The following is a 22120-nucleotide window of genomic DNA, read 5'->3' on the forward strand; positions in this document are numbered from 1 at the left end:
TCCTCTACTCTTTATAATAACGTTTGGTAATCTTGTACTGAGAGACCAAGATATAGACATAAATCAGTGATACCACTACTAATGCTAACAAGATATCTGTATGGAAAGCAATGCCAACTAAGAATATCGCAATTAAGGAAATCGGTAAGACATAATTGCTTAACTTGACGACCACTTCGAAATTTTCCTCGTAGCTAATCTGTTTTTCTGCTTCATCCATCATACTCATCATGAATTCACGCACTTCCTTGGCATTGGCGTTGCGAGGAATCGGTTTTCCATAAAGCATATGGAAGGTCTTGCGAAAGAAGATATCTGATAAGAAAAATAGGACAATCAAGACAAGAAAAAGATAGAGCATGGTAAAAGTTCCAAAGATAAAAGCTAAGTGCCCTGTGGAAGGTCTATCCATATACACCCATTGACTATAAAAGATGATGACTAAAAAGTATGGCAAGATCATGATGCATTTAAAAATGGTCGCTAACCCATACAGTTTTTTCTTCTGGATGTCATAGTGATAGGCTTCCTCTTCGTCTTCTATCTGGAGCATTTTTTGATGGATTTTTCTCGCGCTTATTAGTAATGCTATCGTGACCATAAACACGATAAGAAACAAAAGTATTGAGCCCAAAAGGAGTACTTCTATACTAAAGAAGGATTGGATTTCAAGGGGTTTTTCGGATCCGAACATGCCTGTCAAAAAACCAATGACTCCTCCAATCAAGCCGGAAACTGTGATGATTCCGACATTTCTCCAAAACCGGTAACGAGCAGATCGTTCTTGTTGTTGTTTTTTCATATTATTCCTCTCCCTCTACTAGACTAAAGACATTCTCCACCGGCTCCTTGAAAATTTGGGCGATGGTGATGGCAATGATAACCGAGGGGGTGTATTCCCCCCGCTCCAAGAGACTGATGGACTGTCGCGAGACCCCTGCTAGCTTGGCTAGCTCGGATTGGTTGAGACCATCACGCGCCCTCAGCTCTTTCAGCCGATTTTTTAAGATCATGGCTTTCGCCCCCTTATAGTTGAATATCTTGAATATCTTCGATACGGACTAATTTGGTTTCTCTTTGTTGTTCATTCATCTCACGACTCAATTTGACCCAATCTTCATCAAAATCAACAATTTCCCACTTAGTTCCAAATCCATTTACTGTCACCTTAACCGTTTGGCCTTTTAATTCTTCTAAAAGTCTAGACATGTCTTGATTTCCTTTCACTTGCTTTTCTAATCGTCTGATGCGTCTGTTCAATCCTTTTATCTTCTTTTCTGAGCTTGCATAAACGATAACCAGAAAAGGGATAAATAGAATCCATATAGCTCCCATAAGAATACCTCCCCTTCTTTCAACTAAAAACATTGTAACACTTCTTTTTCTTTTTGACAAGCATATTTGTCAAAAAAATAAAAATATTTGTCAAAAATAAAAATATGATTGGCAAAATTATTTGAGGTAAGAAATAAAAGGACCGCTTTTGCGCACCTTTTAGTGTTCCTTTTTCCATTGACAAGCTCTGTAAGAAATTTTTATAATGAAGAAAATACTACTTAGGAGGATCTACATGACGATTCGTTCAGCTCAACCAAATGATATTCCTGCTTTGCTTGGTCTCTTAGAACAGATTCTTTCCGTCCACCACCAAGTCCGTCCCGATATTTTCAAGGAAAGTGGCGGAAAATATAGTGAAGAAGAGTTAGAACAGTTAATGGCTCAAGACAAGACACCGATTTTCGTCTACGAAAATGCGGATGGCCAGATCCTAGGACATCTCTTCGTCACCATTAAAGAAGTCTCTGACAATCCTGTACTTCATCCGATAAAAACCCTCTTCATCGAAGACTTGTGTGTCGATCAAGCAGCGCGTGGGCAAAAGATCGGTGATCAACTCTATCAATTCGCTGTCAACTATGCTAGGGAAATTGGTTGCTACAACCTAACTCTCAATGTTTGGAATGATAACGAGGGAGCCCTTCGCTTCTATCAAAGACAGGGTATGAAGCCTCAAGAAACTGTCATGGAAACCATCATTGACTAATCCTTAAATTCAAAAGAGGCTGGGACAAAAGTCCTAGCCTCTCAATTATTTTTGGATTGTCGAGCAAGACGCAGTGGTTGAGTGGGCTCTACTACGCTGATTTCATCATCTTTTACAGCCCTACTCAACTGTGCGGAGGTGGGACGACGAAATCGAATTCTAACGAATTACCGATTTCTGTCCCACTCTCTTTTTGCATCCCTAAGAACTCTAATCTGGAATCATTCTCATCTTCATTAAAACTGTCAGAATTCTTTCATTATATGGTATAATGTTCCTATAACATAATTATAAAAGAAGGTCAAGAAATATGCTCATACTCGATGCAGCGCTTAAAACACCTTATCGCATCCTCGGAATTGATTTACCAAAAGATAATCTACGCCATCTTTCTCATCTGGGCATGACACCAGGTGAGACCTTGGAAATTGTGACCAAAACCAAAGACAGTGCCATCCTCATCATTAAGGGGAGTCGGCTGGCATTTGATGCCTCTATTTTGGAAAAGATCGAGATTGCTCCCCTTGAACAGGAGCATGCTTGTTTTCCACTTTCTGAGTTAGCCGTTGGTGAATCTGCTATCGTAGTGGATATTTTTGCAATCAACGAAGCCAAGCGTCGTCTCATGGACATGGGAATCACCAAACGAACCAAACTTTATCTGAGAAAAGTTGCACCTTTAGGGGATCCGCTTGAGATCACCCTGCGTGGCTATGAGTTAACCCTTCGAAAATCTGAAGCTCAGATGATTAGTGTGATTCGACTAGAGGAAAGAGAGAATCATGACTGAAATCGCCTTGATTGGGAACCCCAATAGCGGAAAAACTAGCTTATTTAACCTTATTACAGGAACCAACCAGCGAGTTGGGAACTGGCCTGGTGTTACGGTTGAAAGAAAAAGTGGAATATCCAAAAAGGATAAAAGTATTCAAATTCAGGATTTGCCTGGGATCTATTCCATGTCCCCTTATAGTCCTGAAGAAAAAGTGGCGCGGGATTATCTCCTAAGCCAAGAAGCAGATAGTATCCTCAACGTAGTGGATGCGACCAATCTGGAACGAAATCTCTATCTGACGACCCAATTGATTGAAACAGGTATCCCTGTTACCGTCGCGCTCAATATGAGTGATGTCTTAGAGGCCCAGGGACGTTTCATTGATACTGAAAAATTATCCTATCAGTTAGGAGTTCCTGTCATTGCGACCAGCGCTATCAAGCAAACTGGTGTAGAAAAAGCCATTAAAAAGGCTTTTCTCACAAGAAAAGATACGGTGACAGATCTAGCCTTTCCCCGCTATGATGACCGATTGGAAGCAGCTATTTCACAAATTCTTCAGATACTGGGTAATACCGTCCCAGAGAGAGCTGCTCGTTTTTATGCCATCAAGCTCTTTGAAGGGGATGCTCTTGTCACAGAAGAGTTAAACCTCTCTTCTTTCCAACAAAGTGAAATAGCAGATATCGTCCAGATTACTGAGGAAATCTTTACTGAAGACGCGGAATCTATCGTCATCAATGAACGCTATGCCTTTATCGAAAAAGTCTGCCGACTCGCCCAAGGACAAGATGCTACCTTCAAATTCAGCCTTTCAGATAAGATTGACCAGATCGTCACCAATCGGATTCTAGCCTTGCCGATTTTTGCGGTGGTCATGTATTTGGTCTATTACCTCTCCATCCAAACGCTCGGTCAGATGTGGACCGACTGGGCCAACGATGTCCTCTTTGGCAAATATGTCCCTGATGCCGTGACCAATTTTCTCCAGTATCTACACGTAGAGGATTGGCTTCAATCCTTGATCATCGACGGGGTTGTTGCCGGGATCGGAACTGTTCTCGGATTTCTGCCACAAATTTTCGTCCTCTTTATCTGCCTGGGCATCTTAGAGGATATCGGCTACATGAGTCGGATCGCCTTTGTCATGGACCGGATTTTCAGACGATTTGGTCTCTCTGGCAAGTCCTTTATTCCCATGCTGATCTCTACGGGCTGTGGGGTTCCAGCTATTATGTCTAGTCGGACCATCGAAAATGAACGAGACCGTAAAATCACTATTATGACGGCCACCTTCATGCCTTGCTCTGCCAAGTTAGAAATCATCGCCCTGATTGCAGGTGCCTTTTTCCCTGACAATCCATGGGTCGCACCCAGCACCTATTTCCTTGGGATGACGACCATCATCCTATCTGGAATTGCCTTGAAAAAGACCCGTTTATTAGGTGGCCTAGCTAGTCCCTTTATCATGGAACTACCGGCCTACCACTGGCCAAAAGCCTTATCTGTTTTCCGCTATGCTTTTGGGAAGGCCATGAGTTTTGTGAAGCGTGCAGGAACGATCATCTTTAGCTTAACCATCCTAATTTGGTTCCTCTCTTCCTATAATTTCAGCCTCCAAGCTGTCCATACGGATCACAGTATTTTAGCCAGCCTTGGGAAATCCATTGCTTGGATCTTTGAACCACTCGGATTTGGGAACTGGAAGGCAACCGTTGCTGCGGTGACAGGACTTGCAGCCAAAGAAACCGTGGTTGCTACTTTCGGCATTCTCTACAACGATAGTTCTACTGCCGGTTTATCTGCTGCCTTAAGAGTTGATTATACTTCCTTAGCAGCATACTCTTTTCTCACCTTTAACCTGCTCTGTGCTCCTTGTTTCGCAGCAATGGGAGCGATCAAGCGCGAGATGGGGGATCTAAAATGGACCATGGGTGCGATCGGTTTTCAAACAGGGCTAGCCTATGTCGTGAGCCTGGTCCTCTACCAGTTTGGCCTCGTCTTCCTTCTAGGACAGCCCATCACCATCTGGACGGGACTAGCAGTTCTTCTTCTTGTAGGCATGCTCTACTTTATCCTGCGCAAACCCCACCATCAAAAAGAGACAGTTATTACGCTCGACACCCTCGCAAATGCTCATCTATAGGAGGTTTTCATGTCAACCATTATCATTGCCATCATTTTATTTGGGCTCGCCTTTCTAGGATTTCGTCATTATATCAAGGGGAAAGGATCCTGCGGAGACTGCGAGTGTTCCTGCCCCATCAAAGACGAGATGCACCAATCGCATCGACATCAGTAAGTTTTATATAAGAAAGTCCATTGACTCTATTGGGTCAATGGGCTTTTTTGAAAAGCATGAAAAAAAACGGGAGCGGGAAAGAACTCCGTAAAATAAAAAAGTTCGTTTTCCCGCCCCCGCACAGTTGATTAGGTCATCTTTGGAGCTTAAAAGCGAACAAAGATGCCAATCAACCACTGCGTCTTGCAGTTATTCCTATCAAATATCAAAGGCTGGACATTTTTGCCCAACCTCATTTTGATCTACATATTAGCGCACTTCTGCATTGACCTTTTCTTCAAGTGAAGCTTGGATTTTTTCCATGTAGCGAGCGACTTCTTCATCGGTCAAGCTATCTTCTGGATTTTGGAAGGTCAAACTGTAAGCCATAGACTTCATGCCAAGTCCTAGTTTTTCACCGGAGAAGACGTCAAAGAGTTTGATGTCTGTTAAGCGTTTCACGCCAGCAGCTTGAATCGCATCAACCACTTCTTGGTGGGTCACTTCTGCTTTGAGGAGAAGGGCGATATCACGGCTCACGGCTGGGAATTTGGTGATTTCCACAAAGGCTGCGGCTGGTTGAAGAGCTGCTTCAATAGCAGATAAGTTCAATTCTGCCACATAGGTTTCTGGGATATCATAAGCCTTAGCTGTTACAGGGTGGACTTGTCCCAAGACCCCAATCACTTGGTCACCAAGTGAGATCAAGGCTGTCCGCCCTGGGTGAAGACTCTTGATTTCAGATGTTGCTGTATAAGTCACTTCAAGGCCCAAACGAGCAAAGAGGGCTTCCAAAATTCCTTTGGCATAGAAGAAGTCAACTGGAACAACTACAGTTTGGAAGTCTTTTTCAGCGACTAGGCCGGTTAAAGCAAAGGCAAAGCTGTTGATTTCGTTTGGCAATTCTTCTTTTGGATTGCCTGTCTGTTCAAAGACTTTTCCGATCTCGTAGAGGGCCAAATCTTTGTTTTTACGCGCGACGTTGTAAGCTACGGTATCTAAGATCCCTGAGATCATATTTTGACGGAGGACTGAACGATCCACAGTCATTGGCCACATGAGCTCTGTTAAGTTGCTTGGCGCAGTCGCAAATTCAACGGCTTTTTCAGGAGTTGTCAAGGCGTAAGTGATAATTTCAGTCAAACCTGCTCCTTCAGCAATAGTCCGAACTTGGCGACGCAGTTTTTGTGTCACTGTCAATTCACCTGCTGTCCCGTCATCTTTTGGAAGGGTTGCTGGTAATTTGTCATAACCATAAATCCGAGCAATTTCTTCAAAGAGGTCCGCTTCAATAGTGATGTCCCAACGGCGACGAGGAACGCTCACTGTGAAGCTTTCTGCATTTCCAGAAAGACCAAATCCAAGGCGACGGAAGACATCTTCGACATCGGCATAAGTAAGATCTGTCCCTAGGACACGGTTAACGTCTGCAAGAGTGGAAGAAACTTCTACATCTGAAGTATCAAGCTGACCTGCTGAAACGATACCCTTACGCACTGTGGCACCAGCCAATTCTGCAATCATGCTTGCTGCCGCATCAAGGGCTTCATTAACAGTTGCCACGTTGATGCCTTTTTCAAAACGAGAAGATGATTCAGAACGAAGGTTGAGGCGACCGCTGGTCTTACGAATCGATTTGCCATTGAAGACAGCAGCTTCAAGAACGACACGACTAGAGTTTTCAGAGATTTCTGTAGCTTGACCACCCATAACACCTGCAAGGGCAACAGGTTTATCCGCAACCGTAATCACTAGGTCACTTGTTTCCAACTCACGCTCTTCCCCATCCAAGGTTACCAATTTTTCACCAGCACGCGCTTCACGCACACGGATATCGTTTCCTTCGAAGGTATCTAAGTCAAAGGCATGCATAGGCTGACCAAAGTAAAGCAGGATATAGTTGGTCACGTCGACCACGTTATTGATCGGACGGATACCTTCGTTCATGAGGAGGTTTTGCAACCATTGTGGACTTGGTGCGATGGTTACATTGTCCAAGATACGAGCTGCATAATAAGGAGCCTTGTCTGTGTCAATGCTGACAGAAAGAGCATCGGCTGCTGCTTGGTCTGTTTCAGTCAAAGAAAAGTCTTTGAAATTGACTGCCTTGTCATAGATGGCTGCTACTTCGTGCGCTACCCCACGCATAGAAAGAGCATCTGCACGGTTGGGAGTGATGGAAAGTTCAATAATTTCATCATCCAAGTCGAGGTAAGAGAAGACTTCATCCCCTGGAACAGCATCTTCTGGCAAGATTTGGATGCCATCTGCGAATTCTTTTGGTACAACCGAGTCAGAAATTCCTAATTCACCAAGTGAACAGATCATCCCAAGGGATTCCAAGCCACGGATTTTCCCTTTTTTGATCTTGTAGTTGTCCGCGATACGAGCACCTGGAAGAGCCACCATGACCTTGATGCCTGCACGCACATTTGGTGCTCCACAGACGATTTGACGAGCTTCTTCTTCACCCACATTGACTTGGCAGACATGAAGATGAGTTTCTGGCACATCTTCGCAAGACAAGACTTCTCCAACGACAATTTTTGAGAGACCAGCAGCAGGTGATGCCACACCTTCTACCTCGATCCCTGTTGTTGACATTTTTTCAGCCAACTCTTCTGATGGCACATCCACGTCCACCAATTGTTTTAACCATTTATAACTAACTAACATATGTAAGATACCAAGGGCAATGCTGAAATCTAGATATCCTTCCTAGATCTCCATACACCCTCGTTTTGATCCTTTCATTTTGTGTTTTCCAGCTCGAGGCTGGCTTAGGAAGGTCTCATAACCTCCCCTTCTCTAGAATAGAAGTTTCTCGTCCATTCTAGATCAATTTCTTTCTCAACAACCAGTCTGTATCCACGGTATCTCCGGTGATATACTGGTGTTCACTAAATCGTTCAAATCCAAAGCGATAGTAAAAATCTTGCGCCTTAAAATTGCGTTCCCAGACGCCTAGCCAAGCCCACTCAAAGCCACGGCTCTTGGCTTGATCCAGCGCAAAGCTAAACATTTCCTTGCCAAAACCAGCCCCATGAAATTTCTTTTTGACATAGATCCGTTGGATCTCAAAGGACTTATCCATCTCTACTGGCTCGGTTTGCGCTTGACCCCAATTGATCTTGAGAAAACCACAGATTTCTTGATCTTCATTGAGGACAAAATAGGTTTCAGATTCTGGTTCTAACAGATCCTTCTCGATTTGCTCCAAAGAGAGCACTGTAGAGAAGTAATCTTCCAAATCTTTCTCAACAATATAGGGACCAAAGGTATCTCGGTAGGTTTCCACCTCTAGGTCACGTAAGGTCTGTGCCTGGTCGATTTTTACTCTAACTAACATGATTATTTAAATTGTTCTGAAAAACGGATATCCCCTTGATAGAAGCCACGGATATCATTGATTCCGTAACGAAGCATAGCCACGCGCTCTTGACCAAGTCCAAAGGCAAATCCTGAATAAACTGTTGGGTCAATACCACTCATCTCAAGGACGCGTGGGTGAACCATACCGGCTCCCATGATTTCAATCCAACCAGTTTTCTTACATACGTTACATCCCGCTCCACCACATTTGAAGCAAGAAACGTCCACCTCTACCGATGGCTCGGTAAATGGGAAGTAAGAAGGACGAAGACGGATTTGACGTTCTGCACCAAACATCTTTTGCACGATCAATTGAAGCGTTCCTTGAAGGTCTGCCATTGAGATGTTCTTCCCAACGACCAAGCCTTCGATCTGATGGAATTGGTGGCTGTGGGTCGCATCATCTGTATCCCGACGGAAAACACGCCCTGGAGAGATCATCTTTAATGGTCCCTTGCTAAAGTCATGCGCATCCATCGCCCGCGCCTGTACTGGTGAGGTATGGGTCCGAAGCAAGATTTCTTCTGTGATATAGAAGGTATCCTGCATATCCCGCGCTGGGTGATCTTTAGGCAGATTCATGCGTTCAAAGTTGTAGTAGTCTTGCTCCACTTCAAAGCCGTCCACGACTTGGTAGCCCATCCCAATAAAGATATCTTCGATTTCTTCACTGGTTTGGGTCAAGATATGACGGTAACCACTAGCAACCGGACGACCAGGAAGCGTCACATCGATACTTTCGCTAGCTAGTTTCGCTTGGACTTTCTTTTCTTCCAAGAGTTTGGTTGTTTCTTCAAAGGCAGCCGTCAAGACATCGCGGGCTTCATTGACGTGTTTCCCGATAACCGGACGCATCTCAGCAGAGACATCTTTCATCCCTTTGAGGATCTCGGTCAGAGATCCTTTTTTCCCAAGGACAGAGACCCGTAGTTCTTGCAATTCTTTTTCATTTTCAGCAGAAATCTGCTTCAAAGCTGCCAGCGTTTCTTCACGAAGCGCTTTTAATTGTTCTTCAATCGTTGACATATTTCCTCCATCATGGTCCCTCTACAGACATAGAAAAAACCACGCGCCAACACCCACATTCGGAGCGTTGACACGCGGTACCATCCGTTTTTTATCCGTAAACCAGACCTTAATTTCTAAATCCTTTACGCAAGTGAATTCACTCAGCTTTCATGCAAAGAGCTTTCAGTCACGGCTCTTCTCCCTGTCGCACTTCCCTTGAGATACTAGTCTTGCAGATTTCTATTCAATTACTACATAGTTTATCAGATTTTTAGTTAAAAAACAAGTTAGATGAGACTAATTCACTAGAAAAAGGAACTAGACGCAGTGCATTATCTATTTGCCTTGTCTATTTCATCTGCTTGCCTTTCCAATAGAAGAGTTGCTGCTTGATTAAAACCTTCACACCAGTTATACCATTTTGCTTCATACTCATCTTGAGGCAAGATACGATGTTTTAAATCCAAAACAGAGGTTATCTTTCTTTCCTCGCAAGCTTGCGCATAGAGAGCATACAATTCATCGCCACCATCTCTATCAAACTCAGCAGAAATCATATCCCGACCTGCCAATAAAGCCTGATAAGCTCTGTGATGCCCGTCTGTAATCAACAAGCTATCTCCAAATGCAAGAACACTAATTGGATCCACATTGATGATTTCTGCCGACTGATCCAGCATCTGGATATCATGTAACTTCTTTTCTGATAAATAAATTTGGGTCGGATGAAGATCTGTTATCTTGACTTCCACTTCTTTCTCCTCTATCATGAGTAACAAAGCTGGTCGTGAGCACTGGTAAACATTTTTAAATGTCACGATTTAAAGACCTACCAATGCTAAATTCCCCTGCTATTCTTATTATTCGTTTCCTTTTTATTTAATGACTTGTCCAGCATCTTTCAAGACAGATTCTGGAATAGTAATACCCAATTCATCTGCTACTTTTTTATTGATCACAGATTTTCCTTGGCTAAAGATTTCAACTGGTGTATCCGCAGGTTTTTGACCTTTCAAGATCTTCGCAGCCATTTTACCAGTTGCTACTCCAAGATCATGTTGGTCGACAACGACTGAACCAAGACCACCCGCTTCTACCATGGCTGTCGCACTTGGGAAGATTGGTTTTTTAGCTGTTTTGTTGGCTTCAACAACAGTTGAGAAGGCTGATGCGATGGTATTATCGATTGGAACCCAGATGGCATCGACTTTACCAGTCATGACAGAAACTGTTGAAGCAACTTCGTTTGTTGAAGGTACAGAGTAAGGAATCACCTTGAAACCTGCTTTTTCAGCCAATTTTGTAAATTCTTCTACTTGAGATTTAGAATTGTCTTCACTGGTTGAGTAAAGGACACCGATTGTTTTCACGTTCGGAGTCAATTCTTTGATCAATTTCAACTGTTGCTCAGTTGGATTGTGGTCAGATACCCCAGTGATATTACCACCTGGTTTTTTCAAATCTTTGACCAAGTTTGCGCCGACTGGATCGGTGATGGCTCCCATAACGATTGGTTTGTCTTTGGTTGCACTAGCCAAACCTTGAGCAGATGGAGTTGCAATCCCAATCAAGACTTGGTTATCCTTGTCTACCAATTGTTTACTCATGGTTGCAACTTTGTTTTGGTCGCCTTCAGCATTAAGGAAATCAATGTCCACTTTGTCCTTGTCATAACCTTCTTCAGCTAAACCATCTTGAATCCCCTTGTAGATCAAATCAAGCGAAGGGTGGCTGACCAACTGCAAGACCCCAACTTTAGCCTTTTCATTGCTGCTTGCTGTCTTGTTGTCTTTGCCTGCTGTAGCTGAATAGATCGCTGTCCCAATGACTGCTGCTGCAATCAAACCAATAATTCCCATTAACCGTTTATTTTTCATTTTTAATACCTCTTCTATTTTTCATTTTCTTATTTTTTCTATCATCTAAAGACTGCGACGCCATCGTTTCTTCATATCTTTTCTCCCTTCTCATCTAAAACAAAAAACACGCCCACACATAGCAAAAGCTATGTGAGGACGTGTCATCGCGGTGCCACCTCACTTATGGGAAAAGGATAGTCTCCCCCATATCTCTGTCTTGTCTAGCAACAAGTTGCACGATAAGGTGTGCCAACCGAATTTTTATTGTTTCAAATTCATCTCATCATTAGTCCAATTTCATAAACTGCCGCTACCTACTCTCAGCAACCGTAGGCTCTCTTGAAACTTTCATTTACTACTTTTCTAATTTCTTACATTTTAAAGTTTTCTTTCAAAAATGTCAATACTTTTTCTGCATTTTTTTGAAAACGTTCGCATTTTCTATTGAACAGCCCCTAGCTTCTTTCTGGGATTTCCTCCCTAATTTTGATATAATTTACTAGAATAAACGCTAGAATGATGAGGAATCCCATGTCTTTTGATGGATTTTTTTTACACCATATGGTGCAAGAATTGAAGGCCGAACTCTTGAGTGGTCGCATTCAAAAAATTAACCAACCCTTCGAGCAAGAATTGGTGCTTCAAATCCGAGGCAATCGGAAAAACCAAAAACTCTTGCTCTCTGCCCATTCTGTCTTTGGACGGATTCAACGGACCCAGACCAACTTTGAAAATCCTGCCTTTCCCAATACCTTTATTATGGTTATGCGCAAATATCTTCAAGGCGCTGTCATTGAAGGGATTGAGCAAATGGAGAACGACCGGATTCTCGAAATCCGTGTCTCCAATAAAAACGAAATTGGAGATGCCATTTCTGTCAGCCTCATGATCGAAATCATGGGCAAGCACAGTAATATTATTCTCCTAGACCGCACCAGCAATAAAATCATCGAAGCCATCAAACATGTCGGCTTCTCACAAAATAGCTACCGGACCATTCTCCCTGGATCAACCTATATAGCTCCTCCGAAAACCGACGCGGTTAATCCTTTTACAATTGGAGATGAAGCCCTTTTTGCCCTTCTTCACAAGGAAGAGTTAAGTCCAAAGAACCTTCAAAAATGTTTCCAAGGTTTGGGGCGAGATACGGCTCAAGAATTGGCCAAACGACTTGAGACGGATGAAAAATTAAAAACCTTCCGTGCCTTTTTCGAGGCACCCTCTGATCCTCACCTAACAACCAAATCCTTCTCGGCTATCCCCTTTGCAGATGCGACCAGTCAAACCTTTGAAACACTTTCTGATCTGCTGGATGACTATTACCGAGACAAGGCTGAGCGCGATCGGGTGCAACAACAGGCCAGTGAATTAATCCGCAAGGTTGAAAACGATCTTGAAAAGAACCGGAAAAAATTAGCCAAGCAAGAGGCGGAGTTAGCGGCGACCGACAATGCGGAAGAATTCCGCCAAAAAGGAGAATTGCTGACAACCTTCCTCCATCAGGTACCAAACGACCAAGACCAGGTTGTTTTGGACAATTACTATACCAACGAGCCCATCACCATCCAACTCAACAAGGCCCTGACCCCCAATCAAAATGCCCAACGCTACTTCAAACGCTACCAGAAGTTAAAAGAAGCCGTCAAACATTTGATCATCCTCATTCAAGAAACCAAGGAAACCATTTCTTATCTTGAAACGGTTGAAACAGCCCTTTCTCAAGCGAGCCTGGCTGAGGTGGCAGAAATTCGAGAAGAGCTAATCCAGACCGGCTTTATCAAGCGGCGTAACCGTGAAAAAATTCATAAACGGAAAAAACCTGAGAAATACCTGGCTAGTGATGGAAAAACCATTATTTTAGTGGGTCGCAATAATCTGCAAAACGATGAACTAACCTTTAAGATCGCTAAGAAAGATGAGCTCTGGTTCCATGCCAAAGATATCCCGGGAAGCCACGTCGTCATTACTGGCAATCTCGATCCGACAGATGAAGTGAAAACCGATGCTGCAGAGTTGGCGGCCTACTATTCCAAGGCCCGTCTCTCAAACCTGGTCCAAGTAGATATGATCGAAGCTAAGAAACTCAATAAACCAACTGGTGGAAAGCCCGGCTTTGTCACCTACACCGGCCAAAAGACTCTGCGGGTCACCCCCGAAGAAGAAAAAATCAAAGCCATGAAACTAACGGACTGATTTCAAAAATAAAAGGTTGAGCGACGCTCAACCTTTTTATTCTGCTTTATTAATGTCTTCTTTGACCTCATCAACATTGAATTTGGCAAAGAGGTACTGACGGTCTTGAACTGGGAAACGTTGATCCAGCTGATCGATGGCTCCCACCTCAACAATCCCTTCTGAGATGACAAAATCCATGACATGGCCACCAAAGGTGTGATCATCTGAAATAAAGTGCAAATGATAACCAGCCACGCTCACGCCATGGAAAATTTCTGGTGTCCAAAAACCGACGATGGTTCCAGTAACATTTTCCCGTGTATACTCTGGCTGATGGGTTGCAACCTCTGCAAACTTCATCTCTGGTGTTGATTTTGGAATCATACGGACATGCATCTTGGCAAAGTCACCATGAATCTTAATAGAGCGGAAAAGATTTTCCCCATCATAATAAGACTCAATACGGGCTTCCAATTCCTCGTCCGTCATTTCAAAGCGTTGGCGGAAAATCACTTCTGCTTGGTGAGGGACGACTGCTGCATAAGGAACCTTGGCTTCCGGAGAAACTTCGACAATCTCAGGATGGTCCCCTGATCCCTTGGCCTGATATGCCTTACCATCTAATACGATCAACTCTCCATCAATAGAATCAAGCGTCCCAACTCCGAGATCTCCGTGTTCCAAGAGTTCTCCAATCGTAAATGAACCCCCGTACAGACCCGCCATTAGAGCACCCAAGGTATTGTATTGAAAAAGTTTCACTGGTTCCATGTTTTTCTCTCCTCATTATATCTTCTACCAGTATACCACAAACTATTCCGAATCTTCACGATATGGTTTTTATTAGAGGCTATCATAGAGGGTTTGCATCTGCACATCGTCTGGTACGATCGCCAAATACTGATTAGCCACTTCACGCGCCTTCGTCACATCTCCAGCCTCACGCAACAAATAAACATAGGCTTCGAGGAATTCTGGGTTGTCCTTTAAGTCCTCATAGAGCTCTTGGTAGGCTGAGACGGCCTCTTCTGTTTTCTCCAAGGCAGCAAAAGCACGAGCAATGTTCCACCGAGTGACAACCGTTTCGACTTCTTCATTTTGCCAAGCCAAGACTTGGTCAAAGCGTTCCTGTTCCAAATAAAGGGTGGTCAGTCGAAGAGCAATCTCTTCGAGATCATCTGCTACTTCTTTAGCCTCTAATAGATAAGCTTCTGCCTGTTCAGGCTGGTGGAGTTCATAGGAAAGCTGAGAAGCAAGCAGTTTCAATTGAGCATCAAAGGGATTCTTCTGGATCCCTTGTTTAGCAATCTCAAGCGCTTTTTCACGGTCATTTTCAGCCTGTAAAGCCAAGGCATAACCATACTCATAGCCCTCAAAATCAGGCGACAAGGTATCAATTTGTTTGTAGTAGATCAGGGCTTTTTGGAATTCTTCTTGGTCAGACAATAAGGTCGCTAATTCGTAAGCAATCTGGTCATCAAACTCAATCTCCAGAGCTTTCTCTAAGAAGGGAACAGCTGCTTCAAACTTACCAAGATTGGCGTAGGCAAAACCAATTCGTTGATAGGTGGAAATTCCTGTTGCTTCCAAAATCTCCCGATTGTCTAACTGGGCATACTCTTGGATAGCCTCTTGATAGCGTTCCAATTCCAGATCAATTTCAGCTAGCCCTAATTGAATGATCGGATCATCAGACAAATGAGCAGCTTCAACTAATTTTTCACGCGCCACATCTGCTAGGCCTTCCAGCTGATAAAGATCTGCCTTGACCAAGAGACTGGCCACATACCAGTTTGATTCAGGTCCAATTTCTTCTAAATAAGCAAAGGCCTCTTCTGTTTGGCCTTCCTCTGCAAGGATGGTTGCCAAACTCAGATATACTTCTGGATAGGTTTCTGCAATCTGTTCATAGATTTCTTTTGCCTGAGGGTAAAAACCCATACTTTCAAGATATTGACCTAAATCCAATAATTGTGCTTCACTATCTTCTAACAAAGCCTGTTGAAATTGAACTTCTGCCTCTTCTAGCTCCTGCCGATCGAGAGCCTCTACCATTTGTTGACTATGACTCACTGTGTGTTTCCTCTTCTACTTCATTATGTTCTTCATACAAGCCACTGACGACCTTATACCATTCAAAGATAGCTCCGATCACCACCTTAGCAGATGCATAGACTGGAATTCCAAGGAAAACTCCCCAGATTCCAAACATAGATCCTGACGTCAAGAGCACGAATAAAATGGTAATTGGATGGATATTTAACTGGCTTCCCAAAACCAAAGGTGATACAAAACGTCCTTCAATGGTTTGCTCCACTGCAAATACAATCAAGACCTTGATAAACATCTCTGGTCCTGCTACCAATCCCAATACTAAGGCAGGTAACATGGCTAAGAAACTACCCAAGTAAGGGATCAAATTCAAGATCCCCGCAGAGATCCCCAGTGTCACCGCATAGCGCAAGCCAATGATCTTAAAGAAGACGATGAACATAATAGCAACGACAATGGCTACCGTAATTTGCCCTCGAACGTAGTTGGAGAGTTGGGTATTGACATCTGAGAGAACTTGCTCAGCCGATTTACGAATCTTAGTCGGTAAGAAGCGAACAATGTGGCCCTTTAAATTTTTTCCATCTCGAAGAAGATAAAAGACAATAAAAGGCATGATGATCAAGGCAACAATGACTTGCGAAGCCACTCCGATCAAGTTGCTGACCCAATTGACAGCCCGCCCAGAGATCGAACTGGCCCAAGAAGTAATGTTTGCAGACAATTCCTTGGTGATCTCATCTAGCTGGGGTTTGATATCAGAAGAGACGCGATTATCTAGAAAATCATCGATGGTTGCATTGGCCTTTTCCAAATAAGTTGGCAGGTTATGAAAGAAACTCACCACTTGTCGTTGGACAGCTGGAATCACTACAGCTAGACCCCAGATTAAAAGCACTGCAATCAAGAAAAAGACTAAGGAAATCGCAAAAATCCGCTTGAGTCCTTTTCTTTCAAGGAAGTCAACAATGGGGTTGAGCAGGTAATAGAGCAAACCAGAAATAATGACAGGCAGCATGACTGCTCCTGCAAACTCAAAAATAGGAATAAAAATAAAGGTGATTTTACTCAAAACCAAAAGGTTCAAGCCCAACAGCAGGGTAACTAAAAATACGGTAATGGCCTTGTTGTCTAAAAACCATCTAAAAAACCAGGACATACTAAACTGTTTTTCTTTATTATCCACAGAGAACTCCTTTTCATTTCAATCTGTTTCTATTTTAGCATTTTTTGAGCGTGAAGTTACGAAAAAACTAGCAAAATAAGAAAGAAAGGCCCTCGCCTTTTCAACTAGCAATTGCCTTCCAATAGGACCTTTGATATAATAAACCTAACAAATCTTACGAGGTGACCTATGTCTCAAACAATTTATTTCGGTACCTATACCAAAAAAGAATCTAAAGGAATTTACAAGGCACAATTTGACCCTGAAACAGGAGCATTGAGCCAACTTGAACTAGTGGCAGCTGAGCCCAATCCAACCTATATCGCTTTTTCTGAAAAAGGCAACCTCTACAGTGTCGGAGCTGAAGAGGGTAAAGGAGGAATCGCAAGCTTTACAGCTGATTTTCTGCCACTCAATCACGTTGTTGAAGAGGGGGCTCCACTCTGCTATGTCTCTGTCGATGACAAGCGTCAACTGGTCTATGGAGCCAACTATCACAAAGGCCAAGTTCTCGTATATAAGCTAGAGGCAGATGGACATTTGTCCTTTGTCGATCAAGACACCCACCAAGGAAGTGGTCCCCATGCCAATCAAGCAAGTCCACATACCCACTATGCAGACCTTACGCCAGATCAGTACTTAATCACGTGTGACCTAGGAACAGATAGTTTGCATGTCTATGATGTCAGTGAGGAAGGAAAACTAACCCTGATCAATCAATATCAAACAACTCCAGGTGCAGGGCCTCGTCACTTGGTCTTTCATCCCCACTATAAGACTGCCTATCTCATCAATGAATTAAATGCTACGATCGATGTACTCTTTTATGACGGTATGGGTGAATTCGAACACTTCCAAACTCTCTCTACTCTTCCATCAGACTACGATGGCCAAAAATGGGCTTCTGCGATCAAGCTCTCAACTGATGGAAAATTCCTCTATGCTTCTAACCGTGCTCACAATTCCATCGCTGTCTTCAAAGTTGTGGCTGATGGTAGCCTAGAACTCATTGAAATTGTTCCAAGTCAAGGCCTCAATCCACGTGATTTCACGCTTAGTCCTGATCAAAACTATTTGATCGTAGCCCATCAAGATTCACCTAATGCCACCGTCTTCAAACGAGATTCTGCTAGCGGAAAATTGACCCTTTTATCCGACGACTTCTATGTCCCAGAGGCCGTTTGTACGGTTTTTCATTAAGTCGTTTTAGTTGTCAAACCTCTAAAAAAATGATTGAATAGATGTGAAAAAGGTGCGAGCCTGACTTCACAACTTATATTTTAGGAGCCATAACATGAATCCATTGGACTTATTTAACCAAGTTAAAGAAATGATCGAAAAGAAGGATTTCGACGCTGCAAAAAAATTTGTTGATGACAACAAAGACAACCTCGGTGACTATCTTGAACAAGCCAAAGGGCTTGTTTCTGGAAATGAAATGGTCAGCGGTGCCTTGGACAAAATCAAAGGCTTGTTCTAATAGAACTACTCCTCAACACTTTAGTTGAGGAGTTTTTGTTTGAGCTGATCGCAAAAAAGATCCTTGAGAAAACTCAAGGACCTTTCTAGTCTAGTAAACTAGATTATTTTTTCAAGTTGTAGAATGATTTCAATCCACGGTATTCAGCTACTTCACCAAGTTGATCTTCGATGCGAAGCAATTGGTTGTATTTAGCGATACGGTCTGTACGTGAAAGTGAACCAGTCTTGATTTGTCCTGCGTTTGTTGCAACTGCGATGTCAGCGATTGTTGAATCTTCAGTTTCACCTGAACGGTGTGATACAACGGCAGTGTAACCAGCTTCTTTCGCCATTTCGATAGCGTCGAATGTTTCAGTAAGAGTACCGATTTGGTTAACTTTGATAAGGATTGAGTTAGCAGCACCTTCTTCGATACCTTTTTCAAGGTAAGAAGTGTTTGTTACGAAGAAGTCGTCACCAACCAATTGAACTTTACCACCAAGACGTTCAGTAAGAGCTTTCCATCCGTCCCAGTCGTTTTCATCCATACCATCTTCGATAGTGATGATTGGGTATTTGTTTACCAATTCTTCAAGGTAGTCGATTTGTTCAGCAGCAGTGCGGACAGCAGCTCCTTCACCTTCGAATTTAGTGTAATCGTAAACTTTACGTTCTTTATCGTAGAATTCTGATGATGCACAGTCAAATCCGATAAATACGTCTTTACCTGGAACATAACCAGCAGCTTCGATAGCAGCGATGATAGTTTCTACACCATCTTCAGTTCCTTCGAAACGAGGAGCGAATCCACCTTCGTCACCAACGGCAGTTTCAAGACCACGACCTTTAAGGATTTTCTTAAGTGCGTGGAAGATTTCAGCACCCCAACGAAGAGCTTCTTTGAATGTAGGTGCACCAGCAGGTACGATCATGAATTCTTGGAAAGCGATTGGAGCATCTGAGTGAGATCCACCATTGATGATGTTCATCATTGGAGTTGGAAGAACTTTAGTGTTGAATCCACCAAGGTAGCTGTAAAGTGGGATTTCAAGGTAGTCAGCAGCAGCACGAGCCACAGCGATAGACACACCAAGGATTGCGTTAGCTCCCAATTTACCTTTGTTAGGAGTACCGTCAAGAGCGATCATTGCACGGTCAATAGCTTGTTGGTCACGAACATCGTAGCCGATGATTGCTTCAGCAATGATGTTGTTTACATTGTCAACAGCTTTTTGAGTTCCAAGACCACCGTAACGAGATTTGTCACCGTCGCGAAGTTCTACAGCTTCGTGTTCACCAGTAGAAGCTCCTGATGGAACCATACCACGTCCGAAAGCACCTGATTCAGTATAAACTTCTACTTCAAGTGTTGGGTTACCGCGTGAGTCTAGGACTTCGCGAGCGTAAACATCAGTAATAATTGACATTTCTTACTCTCCTTATTGAGTTATATTTTTTACTCCTCTATCATATCGTAATTAGGCTATTTTTTCAAGAAAAAACAAGGAAATCTACGAAAATTGAGAAGTTTTTAACAAGAAAACGGTTCCACTTTCTTTTTTCCTTCCATTTCCCTCCTTATTTAATTTTTTCGCATTCTTCTATTCTTCTTCTGTGCTTTATGCTATACTAAGCTTATGACAGATATTAATAAAACAATTTTAGAAAAAGCTGCTGGTCCTACTCGATTCAATCCGGATGAGCAGCGCCGATTTTTGGAGACTTATGAGGAGCGAGTGATTGCTTCATGCACTTTGGAGGAGGCAAGGGACATGATGTACCTGGAGCAGTATTCGACAATCCTCACTGATATTTCAGAGCGCTTTCATCCTGTTTTGGTCAAGATCTCCCCAGCTTTAGATGAAAGCAGCCAGCTACAATATTTGAAAAAACCAAGGATCTTGGTCTTGTGGCAAGCATCGTTTCGGATGACTGTCGCCATTCTCCATTTGGTCTCATCATCCATACTGACCACCCATCTGGAATTTCACCAACAGACATGAGTCTCCAGTATCCAAATTTATTTGAAAAGAAAAAAGAGACTGCCAGTCCAGAAAAGAAATCATTTTGGCAACGTCTCTTTAGCTAAAGAAAAACCAATGGAAGGGAACATCTCCTTTCCATTGGTTTTTTAGTTTGCTTTCATTTTCAAAAGGTTCCCTATATTTCGAGCGCAGGAAATCAGATTTCTTTCAGCATGAGCGAGTGCATCTGCTACCTCACAAGGCCCAGGTACGATAGAGAAGGCAGCATCAATGTTTTGACTAGGAAACGTAGGCAAATCCTCTGCTAAGCTACCACAAATGGCTATCACTGGTATCTTTTTTGGTGTTCGTTTGGCCACCCCAACAGGAGCTTTGCCAGAAAGGGATTGGAGATCCATCCTACCTTCCCCAACAACGATTAGATCAGCTTTTTGTACTTTGTGATCAAAGTCAATCAAATCGAGACTTTTCTCAATTCCAGATGAAATCTGACCTCCCGCAAAAGCGACCAAGCCAGCAGCCATGCCACCTCCAGCTCCGGTGCCAGCCATGGACAATATTCGTGCATCTACTAATTGGTAAAACCCCTGCATAGCCTGATCAATAGCTGGAAACAGAAGGGGATTCAATCCCTTTTGCCCACCAAAGATATAGGTCGCTCCTTGACTGCCACAAAGAGGATTGGTTACATCCGTTAAGACTTGCAGGTCGATGTCTTCTAAAGCTTTTGGAACCGCACTGGTATCTATTCTAGCCACACGACCGAGCGAAGCCCCGACAGGACGAAGCAGATGGCCTTGTTCATCATAGAAGTCTACCCCTAATCCGGCTGCCATCCCAATCCCACCATCATTCGTTGCAGAACCACCAATTCCCACACAGATCGTTTTAACCCCCTGGTCAACCAATTGCAAAATGAGCTCACCAATCCCTCGTGTTTCTAGTTCAAGAGGATTTCGTTTTTCAACTGGAATGGAGCCTAAACCGACAAGTGAAGCCATCTCAAAAAAAGCCATCTCATCTTTTTGATAGTAAGACATTGAAACGGGCTGTCCAAATGGTCCTGTTACTTGAGTTTGGTACTCCGTTACATCCAGAACTCCAGCTAGGGTTTCCATGGTCCCTTCGCCACCATCTCCTATGGGAAGGAGGTCAAAAGTCGCATCTGGTAGAGCCTCTTGAAATCCTTTTTTCAAGGCTTCTGCTACTTGTTTGGCAGATAATGATTCTTTAAATGAATCCGGTGCTAATAAGATATGCATGCTGTTTCCTTTCTATACTTGTCTAAAATTTCAAGAACAAGGCTTAAATCCCTCTTCTCGATACGATATGGGGCTCGCTCAGCTACGATTGGCTTTGCCATAAAGGCAATCCCGATACCAGCTGTTTCAATCATCAGAAGATCATTGGCACCATCTCCCATAGCAATCGTCTGACTTCTTGGGACATGATTTTCTCTCGCCCATGTCAGGAGGGACTCTTTTTTCATTTCAGGAGTCACAATTTCACCGAGGACTTCCCCTGTCAAACGGCCATCAGAAGTCTGCAAACGGTTGGCTCGGACTAGATCAATTCCTAAAGACCTCGCAATGGGATCGATGACTTCATGAAATCCCCCTGAAACAAGGCCAACCTTGTAACTCCTTTTATGAAGTTCTGTGATCAAGCGATCTGCTCCCGGTGTGACTTCAATCTGCTCCAAAATTTTCGGAAAGATAGAGGTCTCTAATCCTTTCAATAAAGCGACACGCGCCTCTAAAGATGTTGCAAAATCTAACTTTCCATTCATTGCTTGTGCTGTAATCTTTGCAACTTTTTCCCCCACTCCAGCAACTTGAGCTAGTAGATCAATCCCTTCCTGTCGGATCAAGGTTCCATCTACATCCATAACGAGAAGGCCTGTTATTTCTTTCATCGCTTTCCTTTCATATTTCTTCCTTACT

Annotated in this window: 22 protein-coding genes, 1 pseudogene and 1 other annotated feature; of the genes and pseudogenes, 9 read left to right on the forward strand and 14 right to left on the reverse strand. The window is 43.2% G+C overall.

Annotated features, from left to right (window positions below; genetic code table 11):
• Positions 1 to 4: 4 nt before the first annotated feature.
• The 3 genes from HMPREF0833_RS04060 to HMPREF0833_RS04070 are packed head-to-tail and all read right to left on the reverse strand — an operon-like array spanning position 5 to position 1335.
• On the reverse strand, positions 5 to 802 hold the full coding sequence (locus tag HMPREF0833_RS04060; RefSeq protein WP_013903837.1) for a DUF3169 family protein: 798 nt from the start codon (positions 800 to 802) through the stop codon (positions 5 to 7).
• Between the two features lies 1 nt (position 803).
• Positions 804 to 1013, reverse strand: coding sequence for a helix-turn-helix transcriptional regulator (locus tag HMPREF0833_RS04065; RefSeq protein ID WP_003002675.1), 210 nt, complete (start codon positions 1011 to 1013; stop codon positions 804 to 806).
• 13 nt (positions 1014 to 1026) lie between these two features.
• A complete protein-coding gene (locus HMPREF0833_RS04070) occupies positions 1027 to 1335 on the reverse strand; it encodes a hypothetical protein (protein WP_041818488.1) in 309 nt (102 codons plus the stop codon).
• Positions 1336 to 1570: 235 nt separating this feature from the next.
• Here HMPREF0833_RS04070 and HMPREF0833_RS04075 point away from each other — a divergent pair, with 235 nt between their 5' ends.
• The 4 genes from HMPREF0833_RS04075 to HMPREF0833_RS10300 all read left to right on the forward strand — a co-directional run bounded on the left by HMPREF0833_RS04075 (position 1571) and on the right by HMPREF0833_RS10300 (position 5121).
• Complete coding sequence (locus HMPREF0833_RS04075) at positions 1571 to 2044, forward strand: GNAT family N-acetyltransferase (RefSeq protein ID WP_041818305.1); 474 nt, start codon at positions 1571 to 1573, stop codon at positions 2042 to 2044.
• Positions 2045 to 2354: 310 nt separating this feature from the next.
• Positions 2355 to 2834 (forward strand): FeoA family protein, encoded by a 480-nt coding sequence (locus HMPREF0833_RS04080; RefSeq protein ID WP_013903841.1) that lies wholly within the window; start codon positions 2355 to 2357, stop codon positions 2832 to 2834.
• On the forward strand, positions 2827 to 4965 hold the full coding sequence (gene feoB, locus HMPREF0833_RS04085) for a ferrous iron transport protein B (RefSeq protein ID WP_013903842.1): 2139 nt from the start codon (positions 2827 to 2829) through the stop codon (positions 4963 to 4965). Before HMPREF0833_RS04080 ends, feoB begins: the two co-directional genes overlap by 8 nt.
• A 9-nt stretch (positions 4966 to 4974) precedes the next feature.
• Complete coding sequence (locus HMPREF0833_RS10300; RefSeq protein WP_080559854.1) at positions 4975 to 5121, forward strand: FeoB-associated Cys-rich membrane protein; 147 nt, start codon at positions 4975 to 4977, stop codon at positions 5119 to 5121.
• Between the two features lie 249 nt (positions 5122 to 5370).
• On the opposite strand, the gene pheT is transcribed toward HMPREF0833_RS10300, so the two are convergent.
• The 5 genes from pheT to trpX form a co-directional block, all read right to left on the reverse strand.
• A complete protein-coding gene (gene pheT, locus HMPREF0833_RS04090; RefSeq protein ID WP_013903843.1) occupies positions 5371 to 7776 on the reverse strand; it encodes a phenylalanine--tRNA ligase subunit beta in 2406 nt (801 codons plus the stop codon).
• A gap of 157 nt (positions 7777 to 7933) precedes the next feature.
• Positions 7934 to 8449 (reverse strand): GNAT family N-acetyltransferase, encoded by a 516-nt coding sequence (locus HMPREF0833_RS04095; RefSeq protein ID WP_013903844.1) that lies wholly within the window; start codon positions 8447 to 8449, stop codon positions 7934 to 7936.
• Positions 8450 to 8451: 2 nt separating this feature from the next.
• The gene (gene pheS / locus HMPREF0833_RS04100; protein ID WP_013903845.1) at positions 8452 to 9498 is read right to left on the reverse strand and encodes a phenylalanine--tRNA ligase subunit alpha; all 1047 of its coding nucleotides are present in this window, start codon (positions 9496 to 9498) and stop codon (positions 8452 to 8454) included.
• A gap of 314 nt (positions 9499 to 9812) precedes the next feature.
• Positions 9813 to 10232: a chromosome partitioning protein ParB gene (locus HMPREF0833_RS04105; protein ID WP_041818308.1), complete on the reverse strand. Its 420-nt coding sequence runs from the start codon at positions 10230 to 10232 to the stop codon at positions 9813 to 9815.
• Between the two features lie 123 nt (positions 10233 to 10355).
• A complete protein-coding gene (gene trpX, locus HMPREF0833_RS04110) occupies positions 10356 to 11357 on the reverse strand; it encodes a tryptophan ABC transporter substrate-binding protein (protein WP_013903847.1) in 1002 nt (333 codons plus the stop codon).
• Between the two features lie 131 nt (positions 11358 to 11488).
• Positions 11489 to 11720 (reverse strand) — a binding site (T-box leader).
• Positions 11721 to 11870: 150 nt separating this feature from the next.
• On the opposite strand from trpX, the gene HMPREF0833_RS04115 reads away from it, so the two are divergent.
• On the forward strand, positions 11871 to 13532 hold the full coding sequence (locus tag HMPREF0833_RS04115; protein WP_041818310.1) for an Rqc2 family fibronectin-binding protein: 1662 nt from the start codon (positions 11871 to 11873) through the stop codon (positions 13530 to 13532).
• Between the two features lie 36 nt (positions 13533 to 13568).
• On the opposite strand, the gene budA is transcribed toward HMPREF0833_RS04115, so the two are convergent.
• The 3 genes from budA to HMPREF0833_RS04130 all read right to left on the reverse strand — a co-directional run bounded on the left by budA (position 13569) and on the right by HMPREF0833_RS04130 (position 16752).
• Complete coding sequence (budA, locus tag HMPREF0833_RS04120; RefSeq protein WP_013903849.1) at positions 13569 to 14285, reverse strand: acetolactate decarboxylase; 717 nt, start codon at positions 14283 to 14285, stop codon at positions 13569 to 13571.
• A gap of 72 nt (positions 14286 to 14357) precedes the next feature.
• On the reverse strand, positions 14358 to 15587 hold the full coding sequence (locus HMPREF0833_RS04125) for a tetratricopeptide repeat protein (RefSeq protein ID WP_013903850.1): 1230 nt from the start codon (positions 15585 to 15587) through the stop codon (positions 14358 to 14360).
• Positions 15577 to 16752, reverse strand: coding sequence for an AI-2E family transporter (locus HMPREF0833_RS04130; RefSeq protein ID WP_013903851.1), 1176 nt, complete (start codon positions 16750 to 16752; stop codon positions 15577 to 15579). Before HMPREF0833_RS04130 ends, HMPREF0833_RS04125 begins: the two co-directional genes overlap by 11 nt.
• 168 nt (positions 16753 to 16920) lie before the next feature.
• Here HMPREF0833_RS04130 and HMPREF0833_RS04135 point away from each other — a divergent pair, with 168 nt between their 5' ends.
• On the forward strand, positions 16921 to 17931 hold the full coding sequence (locus tag HMPREF0833_RS04135) for a lactonase family protein (protein WP_013903852.1): 1011 nt from the start codon (positions 16921 to 16923) through the stop codon (positions 17929 to 17931).
• Positions 17932 to 18025: 94 nt separating this feature from the next.
• The gene (locus HMPREF0833_RS04140; RefSeq protein WP_003002861.1) at positions 18026 to 18211 is read left to right on the forward strand and encodes a hypothetical protein; all 186 of its coding nucleotides are present in this window, start codon (positions 18026 to 18028) and stop codon (positions 18209 to 18211) included.
• A gap of 103 nt (positions 18212 to 18314) precedes the next feature.
• Here the strand turns inward: HMPREF0833_RS04140 and eno are convergent, their stop codons facing one another.
• Positions 18315 to 19619: a surface-displayed alpha-enolase gene (eno, locus tag HMPREF0833_RS04145; protein WP_013903853.1), complete on the reverse strand. Its 1305-nt coding sequence runs from the start codon at positions 19617 to 19619 to the stop codon at positions 18315 to 18317.
• 210 nt (positions 19620 to 19829) lie between these two features.
• Here eno and HMPREF0833_RS10990 point away from each other — a divergent pair.
• Positions 19830 to 20021 (forward strand): annotated as a pseudogene (locus HMPREF0833_RS10990) (DUF1694 domain-containing protein); the annotation flags it as partial.
• Between the two features lie 80 nt (positions 20022 to 20101).
• Positions 20102 to 20281 (forward strand): hypothetical protein, encoded by a 180-nt coding sequence (locus HMPREF0833_RS10995; protein ID WP_257000685.1) that lies wholly within the window; start codon positions 20102 to 20104, stop codon positions 20279 to 20281.
• A gap of 42 nt (positions 20282 to 20323) precedes the next feature.
• Here HMPREF0833_RS10995 and HMPREF0833_RS04155 read toward each other — a convergent pair whose 3' ends face one another.
• Together HMPREF0833_RS04155 and serB are read right to left on the reverse strand one after the other, a co-directional pair.
• Complete coding sequence (locus tag HMPREF0833_RS04155; protein WP_013903855.1) at positions 20324 to 21439, reverse strand: glycerate kinase; 1116 nt, start codon at positions 21437 to 21439, stop codon at positions 20324 to 20326.
• Positions 21424 to 22092: a phosphoserine phosphatase SerB gene (serB, locus tag HMPREF0833_RS04160; protein WP_013903856.1), complete on the reverse strand. Its 669-nt coding sequence runs from the start codon at positions 22090 to 22092 to the stop codon at positions 21424 to 21426. The genes HMPREF0833_RS04155 and serB overlap by 16 nt, the downstream gene beginning before the upstream one ends.
• Positions 22093 to 22120 lie beyond the last annotated feature (28 nt).

It is taken from the genome of Streptococcus parasanguinis ATCC 15912 (genome assembly GCF_000164675.2).
Taxonomy (GTDB): Bacteria; Bacillota; Bacilli; order Lactobacillales; family Streptococcaceae; genus Streptococcus; species Streptococcus parasanguinis.

Bases quoted from the DNA above. Each gene is read 5' to 3' on its own strand.
- HMPREF0833_RS04060 (WP_013903837.1), bottom strand. From the start codon at position 802: ATGAAAAAACAACAACAAGAACGATCTGCTCGTTACCGGTTTTGGAGA.
- HMPREF0833_RS04065 (WP_003002675.1), bottom strand. From the start codon at position 1,013: ATGATCTTAAAAAATCGGCTGAAAGAGCTGAGGGCGCGTGATGGTCTC.
- HMPREF0833_RS04070 (WP_041818488.1), bottom strand. From the start codon at position 1,335: ATGGGAGCTATATGGATTCTATTTATCCCTTTTCTGGTTATCGTTTAT.
- HMPREF0833_RS04075 (WP_041818305.1), top strand. From the start codon at position 1,571: ATGACGATTCGTTCAGCTCAACCAAATGATATTCCTGCTTTGCTTGGT.
- HMPREF0833_RS04080 (WP_013903841.1), top strand. From the start codon at position 2,355: ATGCTCATACTCGATGCAGCGCTTAAAACACCTTATCGCATCCTCGGA.
- feoB (WP_013903842.1), top strand. From the start codon at position 2,827: ATGACTGAAATCGCCTTGATTGGGAACCCCAATAGCGGAAAAACTAGC.
- HMPREF0833_RS10300 (WP_080559854.1), top strand. From the start codon at position 4,975: ATGTCAACCATTATCATTGCCATCATTTTATTTGGGCTCGCCTTTCTA.
- pheT (WP_013903843.1), bottom strand. From the start codon at position 7,776: ATGTTAGTTAGTTATAAATGGTTAAAACAATTGGTGGACGTGGATGTG.
- HMPREF0833_RS04095 (WP_013903844.1), bottom strand. From the start codon at position 8,449: ATGTTAGTTAGAGTAAAAATCGACCAGGCACAGACCTTACGTGACCTA.
- pheS (WP_013903845.1), bottom strand. From the start codon at position 9,498: ATGTCAACGATTGAAGAACAATTAAAAGCGCTTCGTGAAGAAACGCTG.
- trpX (WP_013903847.1), bottom strand. From the start codon at position 11,357: ATGAAAAATAAACGGTTAATGGGAATTATTGGTTTGATTGCAGCAGCA.
- HMPREF0833_RS04115 (WP_041818310.1), top strand. From the start codon at position 11,871: ATGTCTTTTGATGGATTTTTTTTACACCATATGGTGCAAGAATTGAAG.
- budA (WP_013903849.1), bottom strand. From the start codon at position 14,285: ATGGAACCAGTGAAACTTTTTCAATACAATACCTTGGGTGCTCTAATG.
- HMPREF0833_RS04135 (WP_013903852.1), top strand. From the start codon at position 16,921: ATGTCTCAAACAATTTATTTCGGTACCTATACCAAAAAAGAATCTAAA.
- HMPREF0833_RS04140 (WP_003002861.1), top strand. From the start codon at position 18,026: ATGAATCCATTGGACTTATTTAACCAAGTTAAAGAAATGATCGAAAAG.
- eno (WP_013903853.1), bottom strand. From the start codon at position 19,619: ATGTCAATTATTACTGATGTTTACGCTCGCGAAGTCCTAGACTCACGC.
- HMPREF0833_RS04155 (WP_013903855.1), bottom strand. From the start codon at position 21,439: ATGCATATCTTATTAGCACCGGATTCATTTAAAGAATCATTATCTGCC.
- serB (WP_013903856.1), bottom strand. From the start codon at position 22,092: ATGAAAGAAATAACAGGCCTTCTCGTTATGGATGTAGATGGAACCTTG.